The sequence below is a fragment of the Methylobacterium sp. Leaf91 genome (assembly GCF_001422815.1).
Lineage (GTDB): Bacteria > Pseudomonadota > Alphaproteobacteria > Rhizobiales > Beijerinckiaceae > Methylobacterium.
In genome coordinates this window covers 28,017-49,018 of sequence record NZ_LMMP01000005.1, presented here as the reverse complement: position 1 = coordinate 49,018, position 21,002 = coordinate 28,017, and the positions used below count along the sequence as shown (strand labels likewise).

Below are 21,002 nucleotides of genomic sequence, written 5' to 3'. Positions count from 1 at the left end.
GGGCGGGATCCAGGCATGATCGGCTTCGTCCTGCGCCGCCTCGCCCAGGCGATCCCGACCCTGTTCCTCGTCGTGACGGGCAGCTTCTTCCTGATCCGCCTCGCCCCCGGTGGACCCTTCGACCTGGAGCGTCCGCTGCCGCCGGCGGCGATGCAGAATCTCGCCCGTGTCTACGGCCTCGACCAGCCCCTCATCGTCCAATACAGCCGCTACCTCGCCGCACTGATCCAGGGCGATCTCGGCCCCTCCTTCTCGTTCCGCGACCTGACCGTGGCCGACCTGTTCGCGCGTGGCCTGCCCGTCTCCATGACCCTCGGCGGCCTCGCCCTCCTTCTGTCCCTGAGCGTGGGAATCGGCCTCGGAGCCTGGGCGGCGTTCCGGCGCGGCGGATGGATCGACCGGGCCATCGGCCTTCTCGCCGGGCTGACCCTGGCGATCCCGACTTTCGTCGTGGCGCCCCTGCTCCAGATCGTGTTCGGCCTGAGCCTGCGCTGGTTGCCGGTGGGCAGCTGGGAGGGCGGCGCGCCCTCGCATCTGGTGCTTCCCGTGCTCACCCTCGCGCTGCCGCAGATCGGCGCCATCGCCAGGCTGACGCGGACGTCCCTCAACGAGACCCTGAACGCCCAGCCGGTCCGCACCATGCGCGCAATGGGCCTGCCGCCCCGACGCGTCGCCCGCCATGCCCTGCGCGGGGCGCTGCTGCCCGTGGTCGCGATCCTCGGGCCCGTGGCGGCCGGGCTGCTGACGGGGTCGGTGGTGGTGGAGACGATCTTCGGCTTGCCCGGGATCGGGCGGGCCTTCGTCGATGGGGCGCTCAACCGCGACTACACCCTGGTGATGGGCACCGTCATCCTCGTGGCATTGTTCGTCACTCTGCTCAACATCGTCGCCGACATCGCCTGTGCGCTCCTCGATCCGCGCCTGAGGCACGGGCGATGAGCCGCGTTTGGACCCGCTTCGCGTGGAACCGCGGCGCCGTTGCCGCCTCTTTGATCCTCGTCTCGATGATGCTCGCCTGCCTCGTCGGGCCGTTCCTCACCGGCCACGAACCCGGGCGGATCTATCCCGATCTCGTCCGCATCGCGCCCGGCCTCGCCGCTCATCCCGAACCCGGGGAGGTCGTTCCGGCGCTGGCCCGCCTCGCTTTCCGCATGCGGGTCTCGGTCTCGGACGTCACCGTCTCGGGCGACCGTGTGCGCATGGTGGTGTCGGACCCGGCCAGGCCCGTCGACGAGCGCGTCCTCGCCTATCTCCCCCGGTCCGATCTGTTCGGCGCCCCCCGCATCGTCGAGCGTCTCGACGAGGGTCGCCGCCTCGTCGTCGAGGCGCCGCTCGGCCGCCTGCGCTTCCTCATGGGAACCGACATGCTGGGGCGGGACCTCCTCACCCGCAGCCTCGTCGCGGGGCGGGTCTCGCTCCTCATCGGTGGCGTCGCCACCGCCGTGGCGCTGCTGATCGGGATCGCCTACGGCGCGGCGGCCGGCTACCTCGGGGGTGTGGCCGACGCGGTGATGATGCGCATCGTCGACATCCTCTACGCCCTGCCCTTCGTGTTCTTCGTCATCATGCTGCTGGTGTTCTTCCCCTCTGGATTGGGGCTGATCCTGGTGGCGATCGGCGCGGTGGAATGGCTCGACATGGCCCGCCTCGTGCGCGCCCAGACCCTGTCGCTACGCGCCCGCGACTTCGTGCGTGCGGCCGAGGCGCTCGGGCTTTCGACACCGGCCATCCTCTGGCGCCATATCGTCCCGAACACCCTCGGTCCCGTCACGGTGGCGGCGACCCTGCTCGTGCCCAAGGTGATCCTGCTCGAAAGCTTCCTGTCGTTTCTCGGCCTCGGGGTGCAGGAGCCGGCCACCAGTTGGGGGGCGCTGATCGCGGACGGCGCACGCACCCTCGAATCCGCCCCGTGGATGCTCGCCGGCCCCGCCGCCTTTCTCGTCCTGACCCTCATCGCCCTCAACACGATCGGCGATGGTCTCGCCGACGCCCTCGACCCGCGCCTTTCGGAGACCTGATGGTCCGGCCGAGAGCGCGCGAGCGCCCCTCGGCCGCCGCATGCGGAAGCCCTGCGACGCGCGCCGGCAGGAGGCACGCTGGCAGTAGGGCGGCCGACCCGTCGACGAACGGGGCTACGCGACCGAACGCAGATCGTCGATGTCGATCTCGAACGTATGCACGCAGTTGCGGCCGCGGGATTTCGCCTCGTAGAGGGCGCGGTCCGCGCGCTCGATGATGCGGTCGATGTCCGTGTCGAATTTCTCCGCCTCGGCGATGCCGATGCTGATCGTCGCCAGGAGGCGATCGTTGTCGGCCTCGAACACCGTGCTGGCCACGGTCTGTCGGATACGCTCCGCGATGATCGCGGCACCGGCGGCATTGTTGTCGTTGAGGAGAACCACGAACTCCTCGCCCCCGAACCGCGCCACCTTGTCCGTGGTCCTGATCGTATCGTTGATGATGGTGCCGACCTTGCGGATCACCACATCCCCCGCCGGGTGGCCGTAACGGTCGTTCACCCGCTTGAAATGATCGATGTCGATCATCAGCACCGAGAGGGGGCGCTGATAGCGTCTGAAATCGCCGAGGGCGTCCTTCGCGAGGGGCAGGAACGCACGCCGGTTCAGCAGGCCCGTGAGGGCGTCCCTGTTCGCGATCAGCTTCATGGCCTGAAGATCGGCGCCGATGCGCTCGATCCTGTCCTGGGCGGCTCGGACGGCCCGCGACGCTTCGAGTTCCACGTCGCGTGCATCGGCTTCGGCGGTGCCGATCCGTCGCAACAGGGACCTGACCGCGGCGGACAGGCGCAACACTTCGGGGGAGCCCTGGACGCGCTCCGTCATCGTCGCATTTCGCTCGCGGCCGATCCGGTCGACCGCATCCGTGAGACGCGCCAGCGGGCGGCTGAGGCGCGTCACCACGAGGAAAATGCCGAGCGTGCCGAGCGCGCCCGCGCCGAGGCCGACCAGGGTGATGACGACGGTTAGCCTGTGGGCACCCGCGAGGGCCGTCTGCACCGGCTGGAGGGCCACGACGATCCATCCAAGGCCAGCATAATCGCCCCGCCCCCTCGTCGCCGAGACGGCCGCGAACTGGTCTCCGCCGGGGCCGCGCGCGATGAAATGGCCGGCGGCGAGATCGGCGGGCGAATACGGATGGGTGCCGAGCGCCGGTCCCATGAGGACGCGGCCGGTCCGGTCGAGGACGACGACCTCCTCCTTCAGTTCGGGGCGGCGGGAGGACAGGACCTCCCGGCGCACCCCGTCGGCCCAGCTCCAGCTGAGATGGCTTCCCAGGACGCCGATGGTCCGGCCCGACGCGTCGATGACGGGCGATGCGAGATCGACGAACCGGAAGGGCGTTCCGTCGGCATTGGGTTTGAGCAGAGTCTGCAGCAGGGCCGCGAGATGGACGTCCTCGGCCGCCGCGCCCTTGATTCCATCGATGAACCAAGGACGCTGGCCGACATTCGCACCTTCCAGGATACCGCCGGTCGCAGCCCGAACCTTTCCGGTCTCGTCCGCAAAGCCGATCCAGGCATAATCCGGGAAGGTCTTCTGCATCGATTGCAGGACGTTGCGGAGACTCCCGGTATTCTCCATCCAGTGAGGCTGCAGCGGATCGAGCGCGGCCACGTTGCGGATCTCGCGCAGGCGTTCCGCCATGTCCTGGTCCAGACGATCGGCAACGGAGCGTGCGACCTGCAATAGCGCGTTCTCGGCCATGTCGGTGGCCTGCGCGCGCGCCAGCAAGGCGGATCCCAGCGTGACCGCGGCCACGATCGTGAGGCCGACCGCCCCAGTGACGAGGCTGATCTGATGCCGCAGCGAGATCTTGTTGGCGAGCCGTTCCAGCATCGTTACCGATCCTTTAATCAGACCGGACCTTGCAGCCCACGGGCTTGCGAGACCGTCAACCGGTAGAGTCAATTTTTCCTATAACATGCAACTTCCGTCAGTGACCGGACAGTGCGGCGTCGCGTGGTCGAACGACAATCCGCGCTCGCCCCTCGTATCGGTCCTCAACCCGTTCGTGGGTGTCGAGATCTTAAGCGAGATGACGGAGCGAGGTCTTTGAATGATATCTTTGCGGTCGGGAGCCGATAGTGCCGATCGGCAAATGACAACGATGATTCTTGTTGTGTGAATCATCGCGACAACCATGATCGGTCTTGTCACGATGGGCTGCCGGCCGGGTCGTCATTGGGCAGGCAGGAGCCCGGGATAGACCACCCGCACGGCACGCCGTTCCGCCGGGATGTCGGCCGCCGGGCGATCCTTCGCCACCGTGCCGGTGCTTCCCGTCATCGTCACGTCGGCGGGGCGAAGGCGCCAGCGCTCGGCGCCGCTCGGTTGGCTGCGCGAGATCTCCGTGGCGCGTAGGGACGTCGGCACGATCGCGACGGCCGTAAGGGCCGTGGTGGCGAGAATGACGGAGAGGAGGCGGGAATACATCGGAGGCGGCACCCGGAGACGAGTACCGTGAGTGAAGCGTGAACAGGTAAAGACGCCGACGGAACCGCGACGCTTGGCCGTTCATTGCCAACAGCAATCGTATCCGGTGGTTAACGAGGCGTCGATGACGAGTATGGTCGAAGCAAAGTCGGGCTCTCCCGCGCCCGAGCGGGTTCCGATGGGCACGGTGATCGATACCGATATTTCCGCTCGTCTCGACCGTTTGCCCTGGGGACGCTTCCACGTTCTCGTCATCGTGGCGCTCGGCATCACCTGGGTGCTCGACGGCCTCGAAGTCACCCTGGCGGGCTCGCTCGTGGGCGCCCTGCGGGCCGAGCCCATGAGCTTCACCGAGTTCGATATCGGTCTGGCGGCGAGTTCCTATCTCGTCGGTGCCGTCGTCGGGGCCCTGGGCTTCGGCTGGCTCACCGACCGGATCGGCCGCAAGAAGCTGTTCTTCATCACGCTGGCTCTGTACCTCGCCGCTACCGCGGCCACCGGCCTGTCCTGGGACATCTACAGCTTCTGTATCTTCCGGTTCCTCACCGGCGCGGGCATCGGCGGCGAATACACCGCCATCAACTCCACCATCCAGGAACTCGTCCCGGCCCGCGTGCGCGGCTGGACCGACCTCGTCATCAACGGTTCGTTCTGGATCGGGGCGGCCTTGGGCTCCTTCCTCTCCATCGCGGTTTTGCGCCCCGGCATGATCGACCCGGCCTGGGGCTGGCGCATCGCCTTCTTCGTCGGCGGCGGTATCGGCCTCGTGATCCTGCTGCTGCGGACATGGATCCCCGAGAGCCCGCGCTGGCTCGCCACCCACGGCTACGTCGCCGAGGCGGACCGGGTCGTCACCAGCATCGAGAAACGCTTCATCGACGAGGGCATCACTCTGCCGCCGGTGGACGAATCGAAGCGGATGAAGCTGAGGACGCGCAGCCACACGCCGCTGAAGGAAGTCTTCGGCACCATGCTGGTCGGCTACCGCAAGCAGACCCTGGTGGGCCTCGCCCTGATGATCGCGCAGGCCTTCTTCTACAACGCGCTGTTCTTCACCTACGCCCTCGTGCTCCAGCGCTTCTACGGGGTGCCGGGGGACCATGTCGGCTGGTACCTGCTGCCCTTCGCGCTGGGCTCGTTCCTCGGGCCGCTGCTGCTCGGCCGGCTGTTCGACACGATCGGCCGTCGCCAGATGATCGCCTTCACCTACGGTATTTCGGCGGTCCTGCTCGCCATCACCGGCTACCTGTTCAAGATCGAGGTGTTCGGCCCCGTGGGCCAGACGGCGGCCTGGATGGTGGTGTTCTTCTTCGCCTCCGCCGCCGCGAGCGCCGCCTATCTCACCGTCGCCGAGACTTTCCCGCTGGAAATCCGGGCGCTCGCCATCGCGGTGTTCTACGCGCTTGGCACAGGCATCGGCGGCGTCTCCGGCCCGCTCCTGTTCGGCGCCCTGGTCGAGACGGGGTCCCGCGACAACGTGCTGATCGGCTACGGCATCGGTGCCGCTCTCATGCTGATCGCCGCCATCGTCGGCGGGGTCTGGGGCACGGCCGCCGAGGGCAAGTCCCTGGAGGATGTCTCGAAGCCGTTGGCGGCGGCCTGATCGCCGGCCGGTTCCGAGGCGCTCCCAAGTGCCTCAGAACCGCTCGACCCAGGGGCGCAGCGCGATCTCGGAGGTCCAGGCGCTGCGGTCCTGGCGCAGGACGTCCCAATAGGCCGAGGCGATGGCATCGGGGTCGAGCAGGCTGTCGGGAGCCTCGGCCGGCTCCGGGCGGGAGACGCTGCGGATCCCGCCGTCGATGACGAAATGGGCGACATGGATGCCCTTCGGCTGGAGTTCGCGCGCCAGGCTCTGCGACAGGCCGCGCAGGGCGAACTTGCCCATGGCGAAGGCGGAGGACTCGGCATGGCCCTTCACGCTGGCCGAGGCTCCGGTGAGCAGGATCGCGCCGTGTCGCCCCGGTAGCATGCGTCGCGCGGCGGCCTGGGCGACGAGGAAGCCGCCGAAGGCCGAGACCATCACGGACTGACGCACCGCGTCCGGGTCGAGATCGGCGATGGGGCCGCGCAAGCGACCGCTGGCATTGTAGACCACCACGTCGGGCGGCCCCCCGAGCGCCGGCTCCATCCGGGCGAACAGGGCTTCCACCTCGGCCGGATCGGCGGCATCACAGGAATGCACGGCGGCGCCGGTCTCGGCCGCCAGCCCTTCGAGTTTCCCGACGTTGCGCGAGGCGAAGCCGACCCGCAGGCCTTCACGGGCGAAACGCCGGGCCAGCGAGGCGCTCAGGCCCTCTCCGGCCCCGACGATGAGGGCACGCCGATAGGTCGCGATCATGGGGTATCTCCGGGACGCAAGATTCGGATGGCCGCCGTTTGTACGATGGGCAAGGCGTCTCGCGTCAGCCCTCCCGCCTGTCGCGAAAGAAGTCGCGCAGGAGCGTGGCGGCCTCCGCCTCGCGCAAGCCGCCATAGACGTCCGGCGCGTGGTGGCAGGTGGGCTGGTTGAAGACCCGTGGCCCGTGCTCGACCCCGCCGCCCTTCGGGTCGAGGGCCGCGAAATAGACCCGTCGGATGCGCGCGAACGAGATGGCGCCCGCACACATCGGGCAGGGCTCCAGGGTGACGTAGAGGTCGCAGCCGATGAGGCGCTCGTCGTCGATGGCGGCGCAGGCGGCGCGGATCGCCAGGATCTCCGCATGGGCGGTGGGATCGCGAAGCGCCCGTGGGCGATTGTGGGCAACGCTGAGGACGAGGCCGTCCCGCACGATCACGGCGCCGACCGGCACTTCGCCCTCCCCGGCCGCGCGGCGGGCGGCGTCGAAAGCGAGGCTCAACGGGTCGGTCGCGGCCTTCGAGGAAATGGGCGCAGTCACGATCGTCGAGCCCAAGCCTTTGTATTCGTTGAAAGAAGGAAGCGGTCGAGATCCTGTGATCCGGCTCGGCAGGAACATCGCTGAGGCTGAGCCGTTTCATCTCCAACGCGGCCAAGGCCGCAGGATCTTATCAGGAGCAGACGATGAGCAGCACCACTGACAAGATCAAGGGGCTCGCCAACGAGGCGGTCGGTAACGTGAAGCAGGGCATCGGCAATGCCACGGACAACGACAAGCTTAAGGCCGAAGGCAAGGCCCAGGAATTGAAGGGCGATGCCCAGAAGACCGTCGGCGACGCCAAGGACGGCGTCAAGAACGCTGCCGACACGGTGAAGAGCAAGCTCTGAACCTCGGCATCCAGCCCGACTGGATGAGGAACGAAGGCAGCCGAAAGGCTGCCTTTTTCGTGATCGGCCGCAATGCCCCCTTGCGCGAGGGGCAGGCCGCCCCACGCGCAATCGCTCGCAACCTTGCCTCCGCTCTGTTATGGGGCTCGGATGAGCGACAAGACAGACGAACAGACGGGCGGGTCCGAGGACGCGCCCGAGACCAACAGCGTTTCCGGCGAAGCCTGGACCCCGGCGACCGATGCGGGCGTGCCCGGCCCCTCTGCCGAGGAGCAGCCGAAGCCCCGCCGGGCCGCCGCGCCCGCCAGGGGAGGAGACGCTCCCCTGCGCCGCAAGGCCGCCCTGCCGAGGCCTGCGGCCAAGGCCGGGGACGATGCCGCCGGTGATTCCGATTCGGCGACGCCCGAGGGCGACCGTATCGCCAAGGCCATCGCGCGCGCCGGCATCGCCTCCCGCCGCGACGTCGAGGCGATGATCGCCGAGGGCCGCGTCACCCTCAACGGCAAGGTGCTGACCTCGCCCGCGATCAACGTGACGGATGCCGACGAGATCACTGTCGACGGCGAGCCCCTGCCCGCCCGCGAGCGGACCCGGTTGTGGATCTATCACAAGCCGCGGGGCCTCGTGACCACGGCGCGCGATCCGGAAGGACGCCAGACCGTTTTCGAGGCCCTGCCCGAGGACCTGCCGCGCGTGGTCGCCATCGGCCGCCTCGATATCAACACCGAAGGCCTGCTGCTTCTCACCAACGATGGCGGCCTCGCCAAGGTGATCGCCCATCCCGATACCGGATGGCTGCGGCGCTACCGCGTCCGCGCGCATGGCGACACGAATCAGGCCGAGCTCGACAAGCTGCGCAAGGGCGTCACCATCGACGGCATGGATTACGGCCCGGTGGACGCGGTCCTCGACCGGTCCTCGGGCGACAACCTCTGGCTGACGCTGGGCCTGCGCGAGGGCAAGAACCGCGAGGTCAAGCGCATCCTCGAACATCTGGGTCTGGCCGTGAACCGGCTGATCCGCCTGTCCTTCGGCCCGTTCCAGCTCGGCGACCTCGAAGTCGGACTGGTGGAAGAGATTCGCACCAAGGTGCTCAAGGAGCAGCTGGGCCCGACCCTCGCCGATCAGGCCGGCGTCGATTTCACCAGCCCCAACCGTGAGCCCATCGCCCCGTTCGGCTCGCCGAAAGCCGCGCAGCAGCAGGCGAAACAGCCCGCCCGCAGCGCCTCGGCGGCCGCGGCGCGAAGCGCCGGGCGCAGCTATGACGACGCCCCGCGCGGTTATGAGCGCGGCGGTGACCGTGATCGCGGCGGCGACCGCCCCCTGCGCAAGCCCGCCGAACCCGCACGGGTCCCCACCGGCGGCAACAGTGCCGGCCCCCGGCGCTCGGTCTGGCGCGCGGACGAGGCCGCACCGCAGGAGGACGGCCCGCGCCGGGTCAAGATCCCCCGCCGTGGCGCCGATCCCAAGGCGGAGCGTGAGGCATCCGCCGCTCGCGGCCGGGAGCGCGTGGGCGCGATCAACACCGGCGAGCGCCGTGTCCTGGTGGAGCGCCTGAAGGCGAGCCCGCAGGAGCCGGCTCCCGAGCCGCATCGGCGTGATCGCGGTGCACGGCGTGACGAGACGGGCGCCGCCGAGCGTCCGGTCCGGACGCTGCGCCAATCCGATGCCAAGGCGGCCCGCCGCGAGGAGGCCGATGCGCGGCCGCCGCAGCGCCGGTTCGACGGAGATTCCAGGCCCCCGCGCAGCGATGCAAGGCCTCCGCGAAGCGATTCCAGACCCCCGCGCCGGGACGATGCTCCGCGCAGCGGCGGGTTCGGACGGCAGGACGGTGCCGAGCGGCGCGGTCCGCCGCGTGGCGGCGACGAGCGCCCCCGCAGCTTCAAGCCTCGCGATGGCGGCGGCTTCAACGACCGCGCGGAACGCCCGGCCTTCAATCGCGGCGAGCCGCGCGGGGACAGGCCGGCGGGATTCCGCAGCGAGAAGCCGGCCTTCAATCGTGGCGGGGACGATCGTCCCGGTGGCGGCCGGCCGGGTGGGTTCAAGCCGGGCGGCTTCAAGGGAGCGGGCTTCAAGGGCCGCTCCGACGACCGCCAGGGCGGCGACCGTGACATCGGCGCCGAACGCTCCGGCGCCGATCGTGGCGGCTTCCGCCCGGGCGGAAAGCCCGGTGGGTTCGGCAAGCCCGGCGGATCGGGCAAACCCGCCGGGGCCGGAAGGCCGGGCGGGTTCAAGGCGGGCGGCTCGTCCCGTCCCGGCGGTTCGGCCAAGCCCGGCGGTTTCGGCAATCGCGGCGGCGGCGCGGGCGGTAAGCCCGGTGGCGGGGGCGGACGTCCGCCCCGTGGCGGCTCGCGGTGAGGATCGTCGGCGGCGACCTGCGTGGACGCCGCCTCGCCACCCCGAAATCGGACGCGATCCGGCCAACCTCGGATCGCCTGCGCGAGGCGCTCTTCAACGTTCTCGCCCATGCCTATGACGACGCGGTGGCGGGCGCGCGGGTTCTCGATCTCTTCGCCGGAACCGGGGCGCTGAGCTTCGAGGCCCTGTCCCGCGAGGCGAGCTACGCGCTCCTGGTGGACGAGGGGGCGGAAGCGCGCGGTCTGATCCGCGAGAACATCGATGCGTTGGGCTGTGCCGGCAAGACGCGGCTGTTCCGCCGCGATGCGACCAAGCTCGGCCCGGCCGGCACCAGCGGGACCTTCACCCTCGTCTTCTGCGATCCCCCCTACAACAGGGACCTCGCGCCGGCCGCTCTCGCCAGCGCGTCCCATGGCGGGTGGCTCGCCCCCGGCGCCCTCGTGGTGGTGGAGGAGGCCGCCGGCGCCAACGTCGCGCTGCCGCCGGGCTTCACCGAGCTCGAACGACGGATCTACGGAGACACCGCCCTGGCCTTCGCGCGCTTCCAGGCCTGACGCGTCGACCCTGCGACCCCGGCGCGCGCCGGGAACCCCGGGGCATCGCCGCCGCGTTGCTCCGCCATGGTCCTCGAAGACGTCACACGCGATCCCCTGACGGCCGAGCCGGCGAAGGCCGGGCCGGTAGGGACTTCGCGTGACGCGCGCCTGTGGAGGCCGCGCCGTGTCCTGGTGACGCCGGCGGCCCTGGACCATGCCCATGGCCGCGCGATGCTGGCGCGGGCCGAGGCGCTCGGTCTCCCGGTGGAGCGTCTGAAAAGCAACCGTCTCACGGGACTGCGCGACGAGGATCCACGCCGGGCCTATCGCGAGGCGAAGGCGACCCTCGCCATCGTGGTGGCGCCCCCGACCAAGCTGAAGCTGCTGCCGATCCCGCCCAGTGCCGACTGGCGCTTCGATCTCGCGGAGGGCTGCCCGGCCCATTGCCAGTATTGCTACCTCGCCGGCTCCCTGTCCGGCCCGCCGGTGACGCGGGCCTATGCCAATCTCGACGCCATCCTCGGGAATCTGCCGGCTTATCTCGGTAAGGGCGGCGTCACCTCGGCCCAGGCCGGCCGGGTCGAGGAGGGCACAACCTTCGAGGCCTCCTGCTACACCGACCCCCTCGGCATCGAGCACCTGACCGGTTCGCTCTCGGCGGCGATCACGCATTTCGGTGCCTGGGACGCGGCGGTGCAATTGCGCTTCACGACGAAATTCGCCGCCGTCGAGCCGCTTCTGGCCCTGCCCCATCGGGGCCGGACCCGCGTGCGGTTCTCCCTCAACGCGCGTCCCGCCGCGCGCTACGAGGGCGGCACCGCCAGTCTCGACGCCCGCCTGCAGGCGCTCGGGGCCATGGCCCGCGCCGGCTATCCGGTGGGGCTCACCATCGCGCCGATCATCGCCGTTCCCGATTGGCCGGACGCCTATGAGGGGCTCCTGCGGGAGGTGGCGGAGGCGCTGTCCGGCGTCTCCAACCCCGACCTCACCGTGGAGCTCATCACGCACCGGTTCACGCCGGGGTCGAAGGACGTGCTCCAGGGCTGGTATCCCGGCTCCGACCTGCCGATGCGGGAGGACGAGCGCAGTCGCAAGCTCACCAAGTTCGGCTCGGTGAAATACGTCTATCCCCGCGATCTGATGCGGACCATGCGGGAGACGATCACCGCCGCCGTCGCGCGCGAACTGCCCTTCGCGCGGGTCCTCTACTGGACCTGATCGGCCGGTCTTCCCGCTGTCACGCCCGTCGAACGCCCCGGTCTCAAGCCGGGTCCGTCTCGCCGCCGGCATCGAAACGGGTCCGCGCGGCCTGGATCGTGGGCAGGTTCGCGAAGGCCCAGGAGCCGAGTGCCTGGACCGGCACCTGTAGCGAGCGGCCGAGCTCGGTGAGTTCGTAATCCACCCGGGGCGGGATCGTCGGGGTGACCGTGCGCGAAACGAGGCCGTCTCGCTCCAGGCCGCGCAGGGTGAAGGTGAGCATCCGCTGTGAGATGCCGCCGATGATCCGCTTCAACTCGTTGAAGCGCCGGGGCCCGTCCGTGAGCGTCATCACCACGAGGATGCTCCATTTGTCGCCGACGCGCGCCAGCACCGTACCGACCAGCCGGCAATCGCCGGGGCGGTGAGAGGCCTGTGCCTCGGTTACGTCGCTGTGACCGGGTTCCACCAATGTGCCTCCTTGCGCGAGCGCCGCTCCGGTACTCTATAGCGCCTCGGTATATTTCTGATACCGAGGATCGAACATGAACCTTCTGCACATCGACAGCAGCATCCTGGGCGAGCATTCCGTCAGCCGCGCGGTCTCGGCCGCCATCGTCGCCCGCCTTCAGGCAGGGTCACCGAACCTCGTGACGACCTATCGCGATCTGGCTGCCACGCCGATCCCTCATCTCTCCGGCGCCTATCTCGCGGGCCATCAGCCCAATGCGACCAACACGCCGGACATCCAGAACGACGTCGCCCTCGGCCGCGCGGTGCTGGCGGAGTTCCTGGCCGCCGACATCGTGGTGATCGGCGCGCCGCTCTACAATTTCACGATCTCGACCCAGCTCAAGGCCTGGATCGACCGCATCCTCGTGGCCGGCCAGACCTTCAAATACACCGAGAGCGGCGCCGTCGGCCTCGTGCCTGAGAAACGCATCATCGTCGCCGTGTCGCGCGGCGGCCTTTACGGGGCGGGGTCGCCGACGGCTTCGGCGGAGCATGCCGAGACCTATCTGCGGGTCGTCCTCGGCTTCATCGGCGTGACCAACCCGGAATTCGTCATCGCCGAGGGGATCGCCCTCGGTCCCGAGGCCCGCGAGAAGGCCCTCGCCGGGGCGCTCGACGCCGCCTCCGCCCTGCCGACCGCCTGAGGACCGATGAACCGGCGCCGCTCCCTAGAGCTGCGCCCGACCACGTTGGGCCGGGGCACATCTCCAGGCCTTTGTTTTGCCGCGCTCTTTTTCGCCGAACCGGCATCCACTTCGGCGGAGAGCGCTCTAGCGCCGGCCGAACAGCCGCTCGATATCCTGGAGCTTCAGTTCCACGAAGGTCGGGCGGCCGTGGTTGCAGGTGCCGGCGAACGGGGTGGCCTCCATCTCGCGCAGGAGCGCGTTCATCTCCTCGGGGCGCAGGCGCCGGCCGGCGCGGACCGAGCCGTGACAGCTGATGCGCGAGAGGATCGCGTCGAGACGCCGCCCGAGCGGACCGCCCTCGGTGCCGTCCGCGCTGCCCTCCTCCAGCCCGCTCGCGTCGAGGGCGTCCAGAACGTCCTCCAGCAGGCGGCGGGTGGATGCACCGGCCAGCGCCGTCGGCATTTCACGCACCAGGACCGCACCCGTGCCGAAAGCCTCCAGGGTGAGGCCGAGGCGGTCGAGGTCGGGTGCGGCGGCGACGAGGCGCTCGGCGTCCTGGGGCGCCATCTCCACCACGTCCGGGATCAGGAGGCCCTGGCGGGCGATGCCGCCGGCGGCGCGCTCGCGCTTCAGCCGCTCGTAGACGAGGCGCTCATGGGCCGCGTGCTGGTCGACGAGGACGATCCCGTCGCGGGTCTGGGCGACGATGTAGGTCTCGTGGAGCTGCGCGCGGGCGGCACCCAGCGGGTGATCGTCCGGCAGGGGCTCCACCTCCGGCTCGCGCATATCGGCGCCCGGTGGCGCGAGATCGCCGGAGAACAGCGCCTGCCCGGCTTCCTCGAACCCTGGGTCCTCGAACCCTGCCCCGGACCGATCGAACGCCGCCTGCGGGGCCTCGAACAGGCCCCCGCGCGCACCGAAGGACGATGCCGGCGCGAGGCCGGCCGGCGCGCCGAACGAGAGCAGGCCCGGCGGAAGCGCCGCCCTGCCCGACCAGGCGCCACGTCCAGAATGTGCGGTCATTGCAGGCCGCATCGTCGATGAGGGATGGCCCGGCCGCAGGGCGTCCAGGGTGCGGGCGGCCCCCGTGCTGGCGTTGCGCGCTCCCACCTGCCGCAGGGTCTCGTGAATGGCGCTGACGATGAGGGCGCGGACGAGGCCCGGCTCGCGGAAGCGCACCTCCGTCTTGGCGGGATGGACGTTCACGTCGACGAGGGCGGGATCGCAGGTAATGGCGAGGCCGAGCACCGGATGACGGTCCGAACTCATCGTGTCGGCATAGGCCCCGCGCACGGCGCCCAGCAGCAGGCGGTCGCGCACCGGGCGGCCGTTGACCGTGAAGTGGATCTGGTTGCCCGCGCCGCGATGGTAGCTCGGCAGGCCGATATGGCCGGACAGGGCGAAGCCCTCGCGCGCCATCTGGAGGGGGGCGGAACTCGCGCCGAAATCCGGCCCCAGCACCGCCGTGAGCCGGCGCAGGTCGGCGTCGTCGCCGGTCTCGGCGGAAAAGACCAGGGGGCTGCCGCTCTCGGAGCGGAGGGCGAAGCGGATCCGCGGCTGCGCCACGGCGAGACGCCGCAACCCATCGGCGATGGCCAGCGCCTCGGCGCGGTCGGATTTGAGGAATTTCAGCCGTGCCGGCGTCGCCGAGAATAGGTCCGTCACCTCGATCCGCGTGCCGCGCGGGCTCGGTGCGGGACGGACCTCGCCCTTGATCCCGGCATCGACCACCAGGGTCGATCCGCTCTCGGCTTCGGCGGTGCGGCTGGTGAGGGAGAGGCGGGCCACAGCCCCGATGGAGGGCAGCGCCTCGCCGCGAAAGCCGAGGGAATCGATGCGGGTCAGGTCGCCGCCGGGAAGCTTCGATGTGGCGTGGCGCTCCACCGCGAGGGCGAGATCGTCGGCGCTCATGCCGGCGCCGTCATCCACCACGCGGATCAGCCGGCGGCCCCCCGCCTCGATCGTCACCTCGATACTGGTGGCGCCCGCATCGATGGCGTTCTCCACCAGTTCCTTCACGGCGGAGGCCGGGCGCTCCACCACCTCGCCCGCGGCGATGCGGTCCACGAGGATCGGGTCGAGGCGGCGGACGGGGCGGAGCACGGGTGGCATTCCCCCGACCATAGGCGAGCGCGCCGCCGCCTCAAAGCGCTGCCGACGTCATCGCGGTGGGAAGGACGCGGTCAAAAGAAGGGAAAGGCGAGGCCCCGACCAGCCTGGACCCAGGCACCCGCGACGACAATGCAGAGGAGGCAGGCCGCCAGCGTCACGAGCATCCGTCGCCTCGGCAAGCCGAGGGCGATGAAGCCGGCGGCTGCGAGGGGCACGATCTGTTCCCCATGCATGCCGAGGAAATGGGCGACCCTCAGATCGCCGCCCGCCCGGTTCCAGCCGAGCAGGGGCAGGCTCGCACCGGTCGGGCCGACCGCATGGCCGTGGTTGACGCTGAGGGCGATGCCGGTGGCGGCCCCGAGGATCACCGTCGTCGCGAGGCCGAGAAGGACGGCCAGGCGCAGGCTCGGCTCAAGGCCGGGACGTGGCCGGACCGCCACCGCGACGGCCAGGGGAATCTTGGCAGCGAGCAGGGTGAGCGCCATGATCCCCATCAGGGCGTAGAGGGACGCGTGCAGCGGATCGCCGTCGTTGAAATGCGAGGCCTCGGCCCGCGCCGCCTGCAGAGTGATGTAGCCGAGTTCGAACCCGCCGGCGACGATGATCAGGAGCCGGCCGGCGCGCAGCGAGCGGGAGCGGCGCCGATCCGGCCGGACGTAGCCGGTGAACCAGGCGAAGGTCAGGGCGTACACACCGACCGAAACGAAGAACTTCGCGGGCTTCGCCCAGACAAAGCCGCCATCGATGAGCCGCCCATCGACCAGGGGGAGTGCCAGGGTGACGGCGCCGGTCAACAGACAGGCGAGGCCGAAGGCGGTGAGGACGGGATCGTCCGCCCGAAGCCGGGCGAGTGCCGTGGGGTGGGGAGCGTCTCCGCCGAGGGTGAAGGGGATCATGTCCGGGTCTCCAGGCCGAGCCTGCCGGTGCTGAATCCGATGACGAGGGCGAGGAGGAGACCGGCCGGGCCGACCAGAAAGGTGAGGACGAGGCAGGGCAGGAGCAGCAGCGGCGAGATTCCCGCTCCGATCCCGGCGCGAGCGATCCAGGTGCCGACGAAGAGGTCGAAGGCGAGATAATGGATCCAGCCGGCGGTGAGTGCATGATCGTCCGCGAACAGGGCGCGGACCGCCTCGATGGAGTCGAAGCCGCCTTTCGCGCCGCCTGCCAACCCTGCCGCCAGGGCACCGAGATAGGCCACCGCCAGGAATGCCGGCAGGACGAGGCCGGTGCCGATCCAGGTAGCCCTTCGGAGACGGGGAGCGAACAACGCGATGGCGAGGGCGATCCAGCCCAACAGGGCGATCGTGCTGCAGAGGGAGAACAGGCTGGCTGCGGGGATCACGTCTTGCCCATCCTTATCTTGACATCGTATAGATCGAGCATGGATAAGCATCTTGACACTGTCAAGTCGTCGAAGGACGTCGGAACGACCGAGGCTGCTGCCTACCATCACGGCGATCTGCGGGCCGCCCTGATCCATGCGACGACGGCCATCCTGCGAGAGCGCGGGATCGATGGATTTTCCCTGAGGGAGGCGGCGCGGCGCGCGGGCGTTTCGCCGGCGGCCCCGCAGCATCATTTCGGCGATGCGCGCGGATTACTCACCGCCGTGGCGACGGAGGGGTTCCGGATGCTGGGCGACGCGCTGGCCGCTGCCGATTCCACCGCGACCGACCGCGACAGGCGCATCCGCGGCCAGGGCCGGGCCTATATCGGCTTCGCCCTCGACCATCCGGCCGAGTTCGACACGATGTGGCGCTGTGCGCGGATCAATACGGGCGACGCGGCCTACGCGGCGGCCGCCGGTCGTGCATTCGGGCTCCTGAAAGCGGCGGTGGCCGGAACCCCTTTCGAGGATGGCGGACTACCGGCGGTCTCCAATCATACCGCCCCGGACCCGAAGGCCGTCGCCTGCTGGTCCGTGGTCCATGGTCTCGCGCGGCTTGCCCTCGACGGAGCGCTGGGGCCGGCCGAGGCGGCGCGTGGGGTGATCGACGGGATGCTGGAGCCTATCCTCGACTGCCTGACGGTGTGATGCCGGGGCGACCCAGCTCGGTTCCCGCTCTCACCCCAAGACTCTAATGGGTCACACATCTGCTCGACATCCGTTCCCTTGATCCTGGCGGGTTCGACATGAGGCGCGACGGGCTCCCTCTCCTGGAAGGAGAGGGCTGGGGTGAGGTGTGGTCCATCTCCGGAGAGGTCACATACCTCACCCTGTCCCTCTCCTTCCGGGCAGGGCCATCGCATATGGTACCGCGCCGTCATTCCGGGTCGCCAGAGGCGAGCCCGGACCCGGAGGGCCGCGCCAGAGGCGTGCAATCCAGATCCGCTGACGGTGCAAAGTCCTGCACCGCCTGTGTTTCTGGATCCCGGGCTCCGCTGCGCGGCCCCGGGATGACGGGGTGCTGCGTTTCAATTTCTCGACGAGTAAATCGGCATATGCGATCACCCTGCCTTCCAAGAGAGGGGACCCTTGCTGCCCGCGAGATGTGCGAGTGCCGTGCCCCAAGACCGGGGGGCGGATACGCTCCGGTCTTCGCGGAGGAAAGGCCCGTGGTCAGGCGACCCCGGCCCGCAGCAGGTCGTGATAATGGACGAGGCCCACGGGGCGCTCGTTCTCCACGACGATGAGCGAGGTGATCTTCATCGATTCCTGGATTTCCAGGGCCTTGGCGAGAAGGGTCTCCGGGCTCACGGTGCGCGGCCGGACGCTCATCAGCGCCTCGACGACGAGGCCGTCGAGATCGGCCCTGAACACGTTGCGGCGCAGGTCGCCGTCGGTGAGGATACCGGCGAGGCGGCCGTCCTCTTCCACCACCACCACCGATCCGAATCCCTTGGCGTCGATCTCGGCGATGGCGGCGCGCATGCCCGTGCCGCGCCGGACCACCGGCAGCTGGTCGCCCGCATGCATCACCTCGCGGACCTGACGGAGCGAGGCTCCCAGGCGTCCGCCGGGATGGTAGATGCCGAATTCGCGGGCTGAGAAGCCGCGGGCCTCGAGCAAGGCGACGGCGAGGGCGTCGCCCAGGGCGAGCTGCATCGCCGTGGAGGTCGTCGGCGCGAGCCCGTTGGGACAGGCCTCGCGGGCCTTGGGCAGGGTCAGGCAGATATCGGCCTCCCGCCCGAGGGTCGAGCCGGCATTCGCCGTGATGGCGATGAGGCCGACCCGGTAGCGCCGCGCATAGCCGATGATGTTGGCCAGTTCCGTCGTTTCGCCCGACCAGGACAGGGCGACGACGACGTCCTCCGGCTGGATCATGCCGAGATCGCCATGGCTGGCCTCGGCTGGATGAACAAAGAGGGCCGGCGTGCCGGTGGAGGCCATCGTCGCGGCGATCTTGCGGCCGACATGGCCGGACTTGCCCATGCCGGTGAGGATGGCCCGGCCCTTCGCGTCGGAGATTCGGGCGACGGCCTCGGAAAAGGCCGCGCCGAGCCCGTTGCCGATGGCCTCCATCAGGCAGCGCAGGCCCTCGCGCTCGGTCTCGATGGTCCGAAGGGCGGAGGCGACGGCGGGGAGGTGCCCGGCATCGGGCTCGGAAACCCGCTTCTCCGCTGCAGCAACGCCCATCCGAGATCCCCGTATCGTTGCCGGTGCGCCCGGCACCGTTCCAATCCGCCTATGCAAGGGGAATGTGGTCGGATGGGGGCTTGGCGTCGTCGACGCTCCGAGCCCGTTGCGCCAACGGCGCAATCAGGGGCGCGGGGACGGATGCGTGTGAGGGGCGTGGGGCGGCACTTTCGGCTCATCGGCCCGAATGCCCCCCGCACCTTGCGGCACCGGAACGGCATCGCCGCTCCGGATGGCCTCGGCTTCGTTGCGAGGACCGGCCACGCCTTCCGTTCCGCCCGGTGCGGTGGCGGCGTCGCGGCCCGAGGGGGCGCCGTAGCTCTGCGCGACAGCGAGGCTCGCGGATGCGATCACAAGACCGGCCGCGAGAGTAACGGTGAAGAAGCGTGTCATCGGTCGTGCTGCCACGGTTGAATGTCTCACGGTGATTGGTTGTCGGCACGTCAAACGGAAGTCAATGCAGTGCAATCCGCATGCCGGAACAGATCCCAATGCGCGATTGTCCTGTTTCGGACGAATGGGGACATGGGGCGAGGCACGGCCGGATTGGGCATCGCCCTGCAGATCTCTGACGATGACAGAAGAATACATGTGTCGCGAAGGGATGAGGAAGAGACGAAGCAATCAAAAGTGAACCTTAAGGATTCCGAGGGAGTGTCGACATTCGATCGCCCCACCGAATGACCGGATGGTGGTCTTGATGAGGTTCGTTGTGACGCTCCAGGCTCTCCCCATTCGCACGAAGCTCATCGTGGCTTTCTCGATACTCACCGTCTTCATCATGGGATTGGGGCTGCTCGGGATTCTGGGCACCCTGCGCATGCGTGAACAGGCACTCCACATCGAGACCAACTGGCTCCCCAGTATCCGTGTACTTGGCGAGATCGATACACTCACGGCGAGAAACAGCGCCGTCATCCTGCGCCATGCCCAGGAGACCGATGCGCAGAAGCAGGCCACGATCGAGGGCGACCTCGTCCGTTTCGGAAAGAAGCTCGAGGAGAAGAAGAAATCCTACGAGACGATGATTGCGTCCCCCGGGGAGCGCGACCTCTACGACGCGTATACCCGTGAGGCCGCGAAATTCGCCGTGGTGCGCGACGCCATCATGGATCTCTCCCGCAGCGGAGAGAAAGCTCAGGCCTTCGCCCTGTACGAGACCAAGGGGCTCGCCATCCGCCGGGGCGTGTCGGAGGCCCTCGAGAAACTCGTGAACCTCAATAATGTCGGTGCGGATATGGCACAGGCGCGCAGCAAGGAAGTGTTCGAGCAGACCCGGACCCTAGGCATCTCCGCCATCGTCGTCGCCGTCGTGCTGTCCGTGCTCTCCGCCCTCGTCATCATCCGGGGCGTCACCGGAGGGATCGATTCCGTAGTGCGGCCGATGCAGACCCTCGCTGCGGGCGACCTCTCCGTGACCATCCCGCACCAGAAGGCCCGGACCGAGATCGGGCGCATCGCCGATGCCGTGCAGGTGTTCAAGGACGGCCTGTTGCGCATGAAGGCTCTGGAGGAGGAGACCGCACTGGCCCGGGCCGGCGCGGAAGCACAGCGCAAGTCGGCCATGCGATCCATGGCCGACGGTTTCGAAGCCGCGGTCGGCGGGATCATCCAGAGCGTCACGAGTTCGGCGACGCAACTGCAGGCGACAGCCCAGAGCATGGCCGGCACCGCCACGGAGACCGCTGCGCAATCCACCAGCGTCGCCGCGGCTGCCCATCAGGCCGCGTCCAACGTCACCACCGTGGCGGCCGCGGCCGAGGAACTCGGCTCGTCGGTGCACGAGATCGGCCGTCAGGTCAGCGCCTCGGCCGACATGTCCCATGCCGCCGTTCAGGAGGCTGCCCGGACGACGACCTTCGTGAAGGATCTCAACTCGGCGGTGCTGAAGATCGGCGATGTGGTGACGATGATCACCTCGATCGCGGCCCAGACCAATCTCCTCGCTCTGAACGCCACGATCGAGGCGGCGCGCGCCGGCGAGGCCGGCCGCGGCTTCGCCGTGGTCGCGGCGGAGGTCAAGGAGCTCGCCAACCAGACGGCCAGGGCGACCGAAGAGATCGGCGGGCACATCGCCTCGGTGCAAAGGTCGACGGATCAGGCGGTCTCGGCGATCGGCGGCATCACCACGCGAATCCAGGAAATCAGCGGCGTCTCGACGTCGATCGCGGCCGCCGTGGAGCAGCAGGGCGCCGCGACACAGGAGATCGTTCGCAACGTGGCCCAGGCCGCTACCGGCACGAGCGAGGTGACGGTGAACATCGTGGGCGTGGCGGACGCCGCCGAGGAGACGGGAGCAGCGGCCAGCCAGGTGCTCGGCGCGGCATCGGAACTGTCACGCCAGTCCGAGCATCTCAACGTCGAACTCGGCCGCTTCCTCGCGACGATCCGCGCCGCCTGACCGGG

The 21,002-nt window shown here is 69.3% G+C and carries 20 protein-coding genes; 10 read left to right on the top strand and 10 right to left on the bottom strand.

Translation table 11 applies throughout. The features are described 5' to 3' along the window. The first annotated feature begins 15 nt into the window (after positions 1-15). Together ASF32_RS06440 and ASF32_RS06435 are read left to right on the top strand one after the other, a co-directional pair. Entirely contained in the window at positions 16-939 is a 924-nt protein-coding gene (locus ASF32_RS06440) for an ABC transporter permease subunit (RefSeq protein ID WP_056425142.1), read from the top strand. Beyond that, positions 936-2,018 (top strand): ABC transporter permease subunit, encoded by a 1,083-nt coding sequence (locus tag ASF32_RS06435; protein ID WP_056425139.1) that lies wholly within the window; start codon positions 936-938, stop codon positions 2,016-2,018. Before ASF32_RS06440 ends, ASF32_RS06435 begins: the two co-directional genes overlap by 4 nt. Before the next feature lie 114 nt (positions 2,019-2,132). Here ASF32_RS06435 and ASF32_RS06430 read toward each other — a convergent pair whose 3' ends face one another. Both ASF32_RS06430 and ASF32_RS06425 read right to left on the bottom strand, forming a co-directional pair. Next, positions 2,133-3,857: a sensor domain-containing diguanylate cyclase gene (locus tag ASF32_RS06430; RefSeq protein WP_056425136.1), complete on the bottom strand. Its 1,725-nt coding sequence runs from the start codon at positions 3,855-3,857 to the stop codon at positions 2,133-2,135. A gap of 342 nt (positions 3,858-4,199) precedes the next feature. After that, complete coding sequence (locus tag ASF32_RS06425; protein WP_056425126.1) at positions 4,200-4,454, bottom strand: hypothetical protein; 255 nt, start codon at positions 4,452-4,454, stop codon at positions 4,200-4,202. Between the two features lie 124 nt (positions 4,455-4,578). On the opposite strand from ASF32_RS06425, the gene ASF32_RS06420 reads away from it, so the two are divergent. Next, a complete protein-coding gene (locus tag ASF32_RS06420) occupies positions 4,579-6,057 on the top strand; it encodes an MFS transporter (RefSeq protein ID WP_056425122.1) in 1,479 nt (492 codons plus the stop codon). Between the two features lie 33 nt (positions 6,058-6,090). Here the strand turns inward: ASF32_RS06420 and ASF32_RS06415 are convergent, their stop codons facing one another. Together ASF32_RS06415 and ASF32_RS06410 are read right to left on the bottom strand one after the other, a co-directional pair. Then, positions 6,091-6,792: an SDR family NAD(P)-dependent oxidoreductase gene (locus ASF32_RS06415; protein ID WP_056425119.1), complete on the bottom strand. Its 702-nt coding sequence runs from the start codon at positions 6,790-6,792 to the stop codon at positions 6,091-6,093. 64 nt (positions 6,793-6,856) lie between these two features. Then, on the bottom strand, positions 6,857-7,330 hold the full coding sequence (locus ASF32_RS06410) for a nucleoside deaminase (RefSeq protein ID WP_056425462.1): 474 nt from the start codon (positions 7,328-7,330) through the stop codon (positions 6,857-6,859). 143 nt (positions 7,331-7,473) lie between these two features. Between ASF32_RS06410 and ASF32_RS06405 the strand changes: the two genes are divergently transcribed. From ASF32_RS06405 to ASF32_RS06390, 4 genes are all read left to right on the top strand, one after another. Then, positions 7,474-7,677 (top strand): CsbD family protein, encoded by a 204-nt coding sequence (locus ASF32_RS06405; RefSeq protein ID WP_056425115.1) that lies wholly within the window; start codon positions 7,474-7,476, stop codon positions 7,675-7,677. A 150-nt stretch (positions 7,678-7,827) separates the two neighbouring features. Further along, positions 7,828-10,035 carry a pseudouridine synthase gene (locus tag ASF32_RS06400; RefSeq protein ID WP_200919059.1) on the top strand — a complete coding sequence of 736 codons (2,208 nt, stop codon included), beginning with the start codon at positions 7,828-7,830 and terminating at the stop codon, positions 10,033-10,035. Further along, positions 10,032-10,589, top strand: a complete 558-nt coding sequence (rsmD, locus tag ASF32_RS06395; protein ID WP_056425110.1) for a 16S rRNA (guanine(966)-N(2))-methyltransferase RsmD — start codon at positions 10,032-10,034, stop codon at positions 10,587-10,589. Before ASF32_RS06400 ends, rsmD begins: the two co-directional genes overlap by 4 nt. 66 nt (positions 10,590-10,655) lie before the next feature. Beyond that, a complete protein-coding gene (locus ASF32_RS06390; RefSeq protein ID WP_056425107.1) occupies positions 10,656-11,789 on the top strand; it encodes a spore photoproduct lyase family protein in 1,134 nt (377 codons plus the stop codon). A gap of 43 nt (positions 11,790-11,832) precedes the next feature. On the opposite strand, the gene ASF32_RS06385 is transcribed toward ASF32_RS06390, so the two are convergent. Beyond that, positions 11,833-12,237 carry a helix-turn-helix domain-containing protein gene (locus tag ASF32_RS06385; RefSeq protein WP_056425104.1) on the bottom strand — a complete coding sequence of 135 codons (405 nt, stop codon included), beginning with the start codon at positions 12,235-12,237 and terminating at the stop codon, positions 11,833-11,835. A gap of 76 nt (positions 12,238-12,313) precedes the next feature. On the opposite strand from ASF32_RS06385, the gene ASF32_RS06380 reads away from it, so the two are divergent. Further along, complete coding sequence (locus tag ASF32_RS06380; RefSeq protein ID WP_056425100.1) at positions 12,314-12,925, top strand: FMN-dependent NADH-azoreductase; 612 nt, start codon at positions 12,314-12,316, stop codon at positions 12,923-12,925. Between the two features lie 126 nt (positions 12,926-13,051). Here ASF32_RS06380 and mutL read toward each other — a convergent pair whose 3' ends face one another. The 3 genes from mutL to ASF32_RS06365 all read right to left on the bottom strand — a co-directional run bounded on the left by mutL (position 13,052) and on the right by ASF32_RS06365 (position 16,361). After that, positions 13,052-15,019: a DNA mismatch repair endonuclease MutL gene (gene mutL / locus ASF32_RS06375; RefSeq protein WP_056425456.1), complete on the bottom strand. Its 1,968-nt coding sequence runs from the start codon at positions 15,017-15,019 to the stop codon at positions 13,052-13,054. A gap of 71 nt (positions 15,020-15,090) precedes the next feature. Beyond that, positions 15,091-15,915: a hypothetical protein gene (locus ASF32_RS06370; RefSeq protein WP_056425098.1), complete on the bottom strand. Its 825-nt coding sequence runs from the start codon at positions 15,913-15,915 to the stop codon at positions 15,091-15,093. Continuing rightward, on the bottom strand, positions 15,912-16,361 hold the full coding sequence (locus ASF32_RS06365) for an abscisic acid-deficient protein Aba4 family protein (protein WP_056425096.1): 450 nt from the start codon (positions 16,359-16,361) through the stop codon (positions 15,912-15,914). Before ASF32_RS06365 ends, ASF32_RS06370 begins: the two co-directional genes overlap by 4 nt. A gap of 39 nt (positions 16,362-16,400) precedes the next feature. On the opposite strand from ASF32_RS06365, the gene ASF32_RS06360 reads away from it, so the two are divergent. After that, a complete protein-coding gene (locus tag ASF32_RS06360) occupies positions 16,401-17,054 on the top strand; it encodes a TetR/AcrR family transcriptional regulator (protein WP_056425091.1) in 654 nt (217 codons plus the stop codon). Between the two features lie 525 nt (positions 17,055-17,579). On the opposite strand, the gene ASF32_RS06355 is transcribed toward ASF32_RS06360, so the two are convergent. Both ASF32_RS06355 and ASF32_RS26360 read right to left on the bottom strand, forming a co-directional pair. Then, positions 17,580-18,596: a KpsF/GutQ family sugar-phosphate isomerase gene (locus ASF32_RS06355; RefSeq protein WP_056425088.1), complete on the bottom strand. Its 1,017-nt coding sequence runs from the start codon at positions 18,594-18,596 to the stop codon at positions 17,580-17,582. Positions 18,597-18,719: 123 nt separating this feature from the next. Continuing rightward, entirely contained in the window at positions 18,720-19,004 is a 285-nt protein-coding gene (locus ASF32_RS26360; protein ID WP_244483600.1) for a hypothetical protein, read from the bottom strand. A 304-nt stretch (positions 19,005-19,308) separates the two neighbouring features. On the opposite strand from ASF32_RS26360, the gene ASF32_RS06345 reads away from it, so the two are divergent. After that, positions 19,309-20,997: an MCP four helix bundle domain-containing protein gene (locus tag ASF32_RS06345; protein WP_056425453.1), complete on the top strand. Its 1,689-nt coding sequence runs from the start codon at positions 19,309-19,311 to the stop codon at positions 20,995-20,997. Positions 20,998-21,002: the final 5 nt, after the last annotated feature.

Coding starts and splice junctions, on each gene's coding strand:
- ASF32_RS06370 (WP_056425098.1), bottom strand. CDS start 15,915: ATGATCCCCTTCACCCTCGGCGGAGACGCTCCCCACCCCACGGCACTC.
- ASF32_RS06355 (WP_056425088.1), bottom strand. CDS start 18,596: ATGGGCGTTGCTGCAGCGGAGAAGCGGGTTTCCGAGCCCGATGCCGGG.
- ASF32_RS06360 (WP_056425091.1), top strand. CDS start 16,401: ATGGATAAGCATCTTGACACTGTCAAGTCGTCGAAGGACGTCGGAACG.
- ASF32_RS06425 (WP_056425126.1), bottom strand. CDS start 4,454: ATGTATTCCCGCCTCCTCTCCGTCATTCTCGCCACCACGGCCCTTACG.
- ASF32_RS06405 (WP_056425115.1), top strand. CDS start 7,474: ATGAGCAGCACCACTGACAAGATCAAGGGGCTCGCCAACGAGGCGGTC.
- ASF32_RS06415 (WP_056425119.1), bottom strand. CDS start 6,792: ATGATCGCGACCTATCGGCGTGCCCTCATCGTCGGGGCCGGAGAGGGC.
- ASF32_RS06400 (WP_200919059.1), top strand. CDS start 7,828: ATGAGCGACAAGACAGACGAACAGACGGGCGGGTCCGAGGACGCGCCC.
- ASF32_RS06435 (WP_056425139.1), top strand. CDS start 936: ATGAGCCGCGTTTGGACCCGCTTCGCGTGGAACCGCGGCGCCGTTGCC.
- ASF32_RS06420 (WP_056425122.1), top strand. CDS start 4,579: ATGACGAGTATGGTCGAAGCAAAGTCGGGCTCTCCCGCGCCCGAGCGG.
- ASF32_RS06440 (WP_056425142.1), top strand. CDS start 16: ATGATCGGCTTCGTCCTGCGCCGCCTCGCCCAGGCGATCCCGACCCTG.
- mutL (WP_056425456.1), bottom strand. CDS start 15,019: ATGCCACCCGTGCTCCGCCCCGTCCGCCGCCTCGACCCGATCCTCGTG.
- ASF32_RS06380 (WP_056425100.1), top strand. CDS start 12,314: ATGAACCTTCTGCACATCGACAGCAGCATCCTGGGCGAGCATTCCGTC.
- ASF32_RS06430 (WP_056425136.1), bottom strand. CDS start 3,857: ATGCTGGAACGGCTCGCCAACAAGATCTCGCTGCGGCATCAGATCAGC.
- ASF32_RS06390 (WP_056425107.1), top strand. CDS start 10,656: ATGGTCCTCGAAGACGTCACACGCGATCCCCTGACGGCCGAGCCGGCG.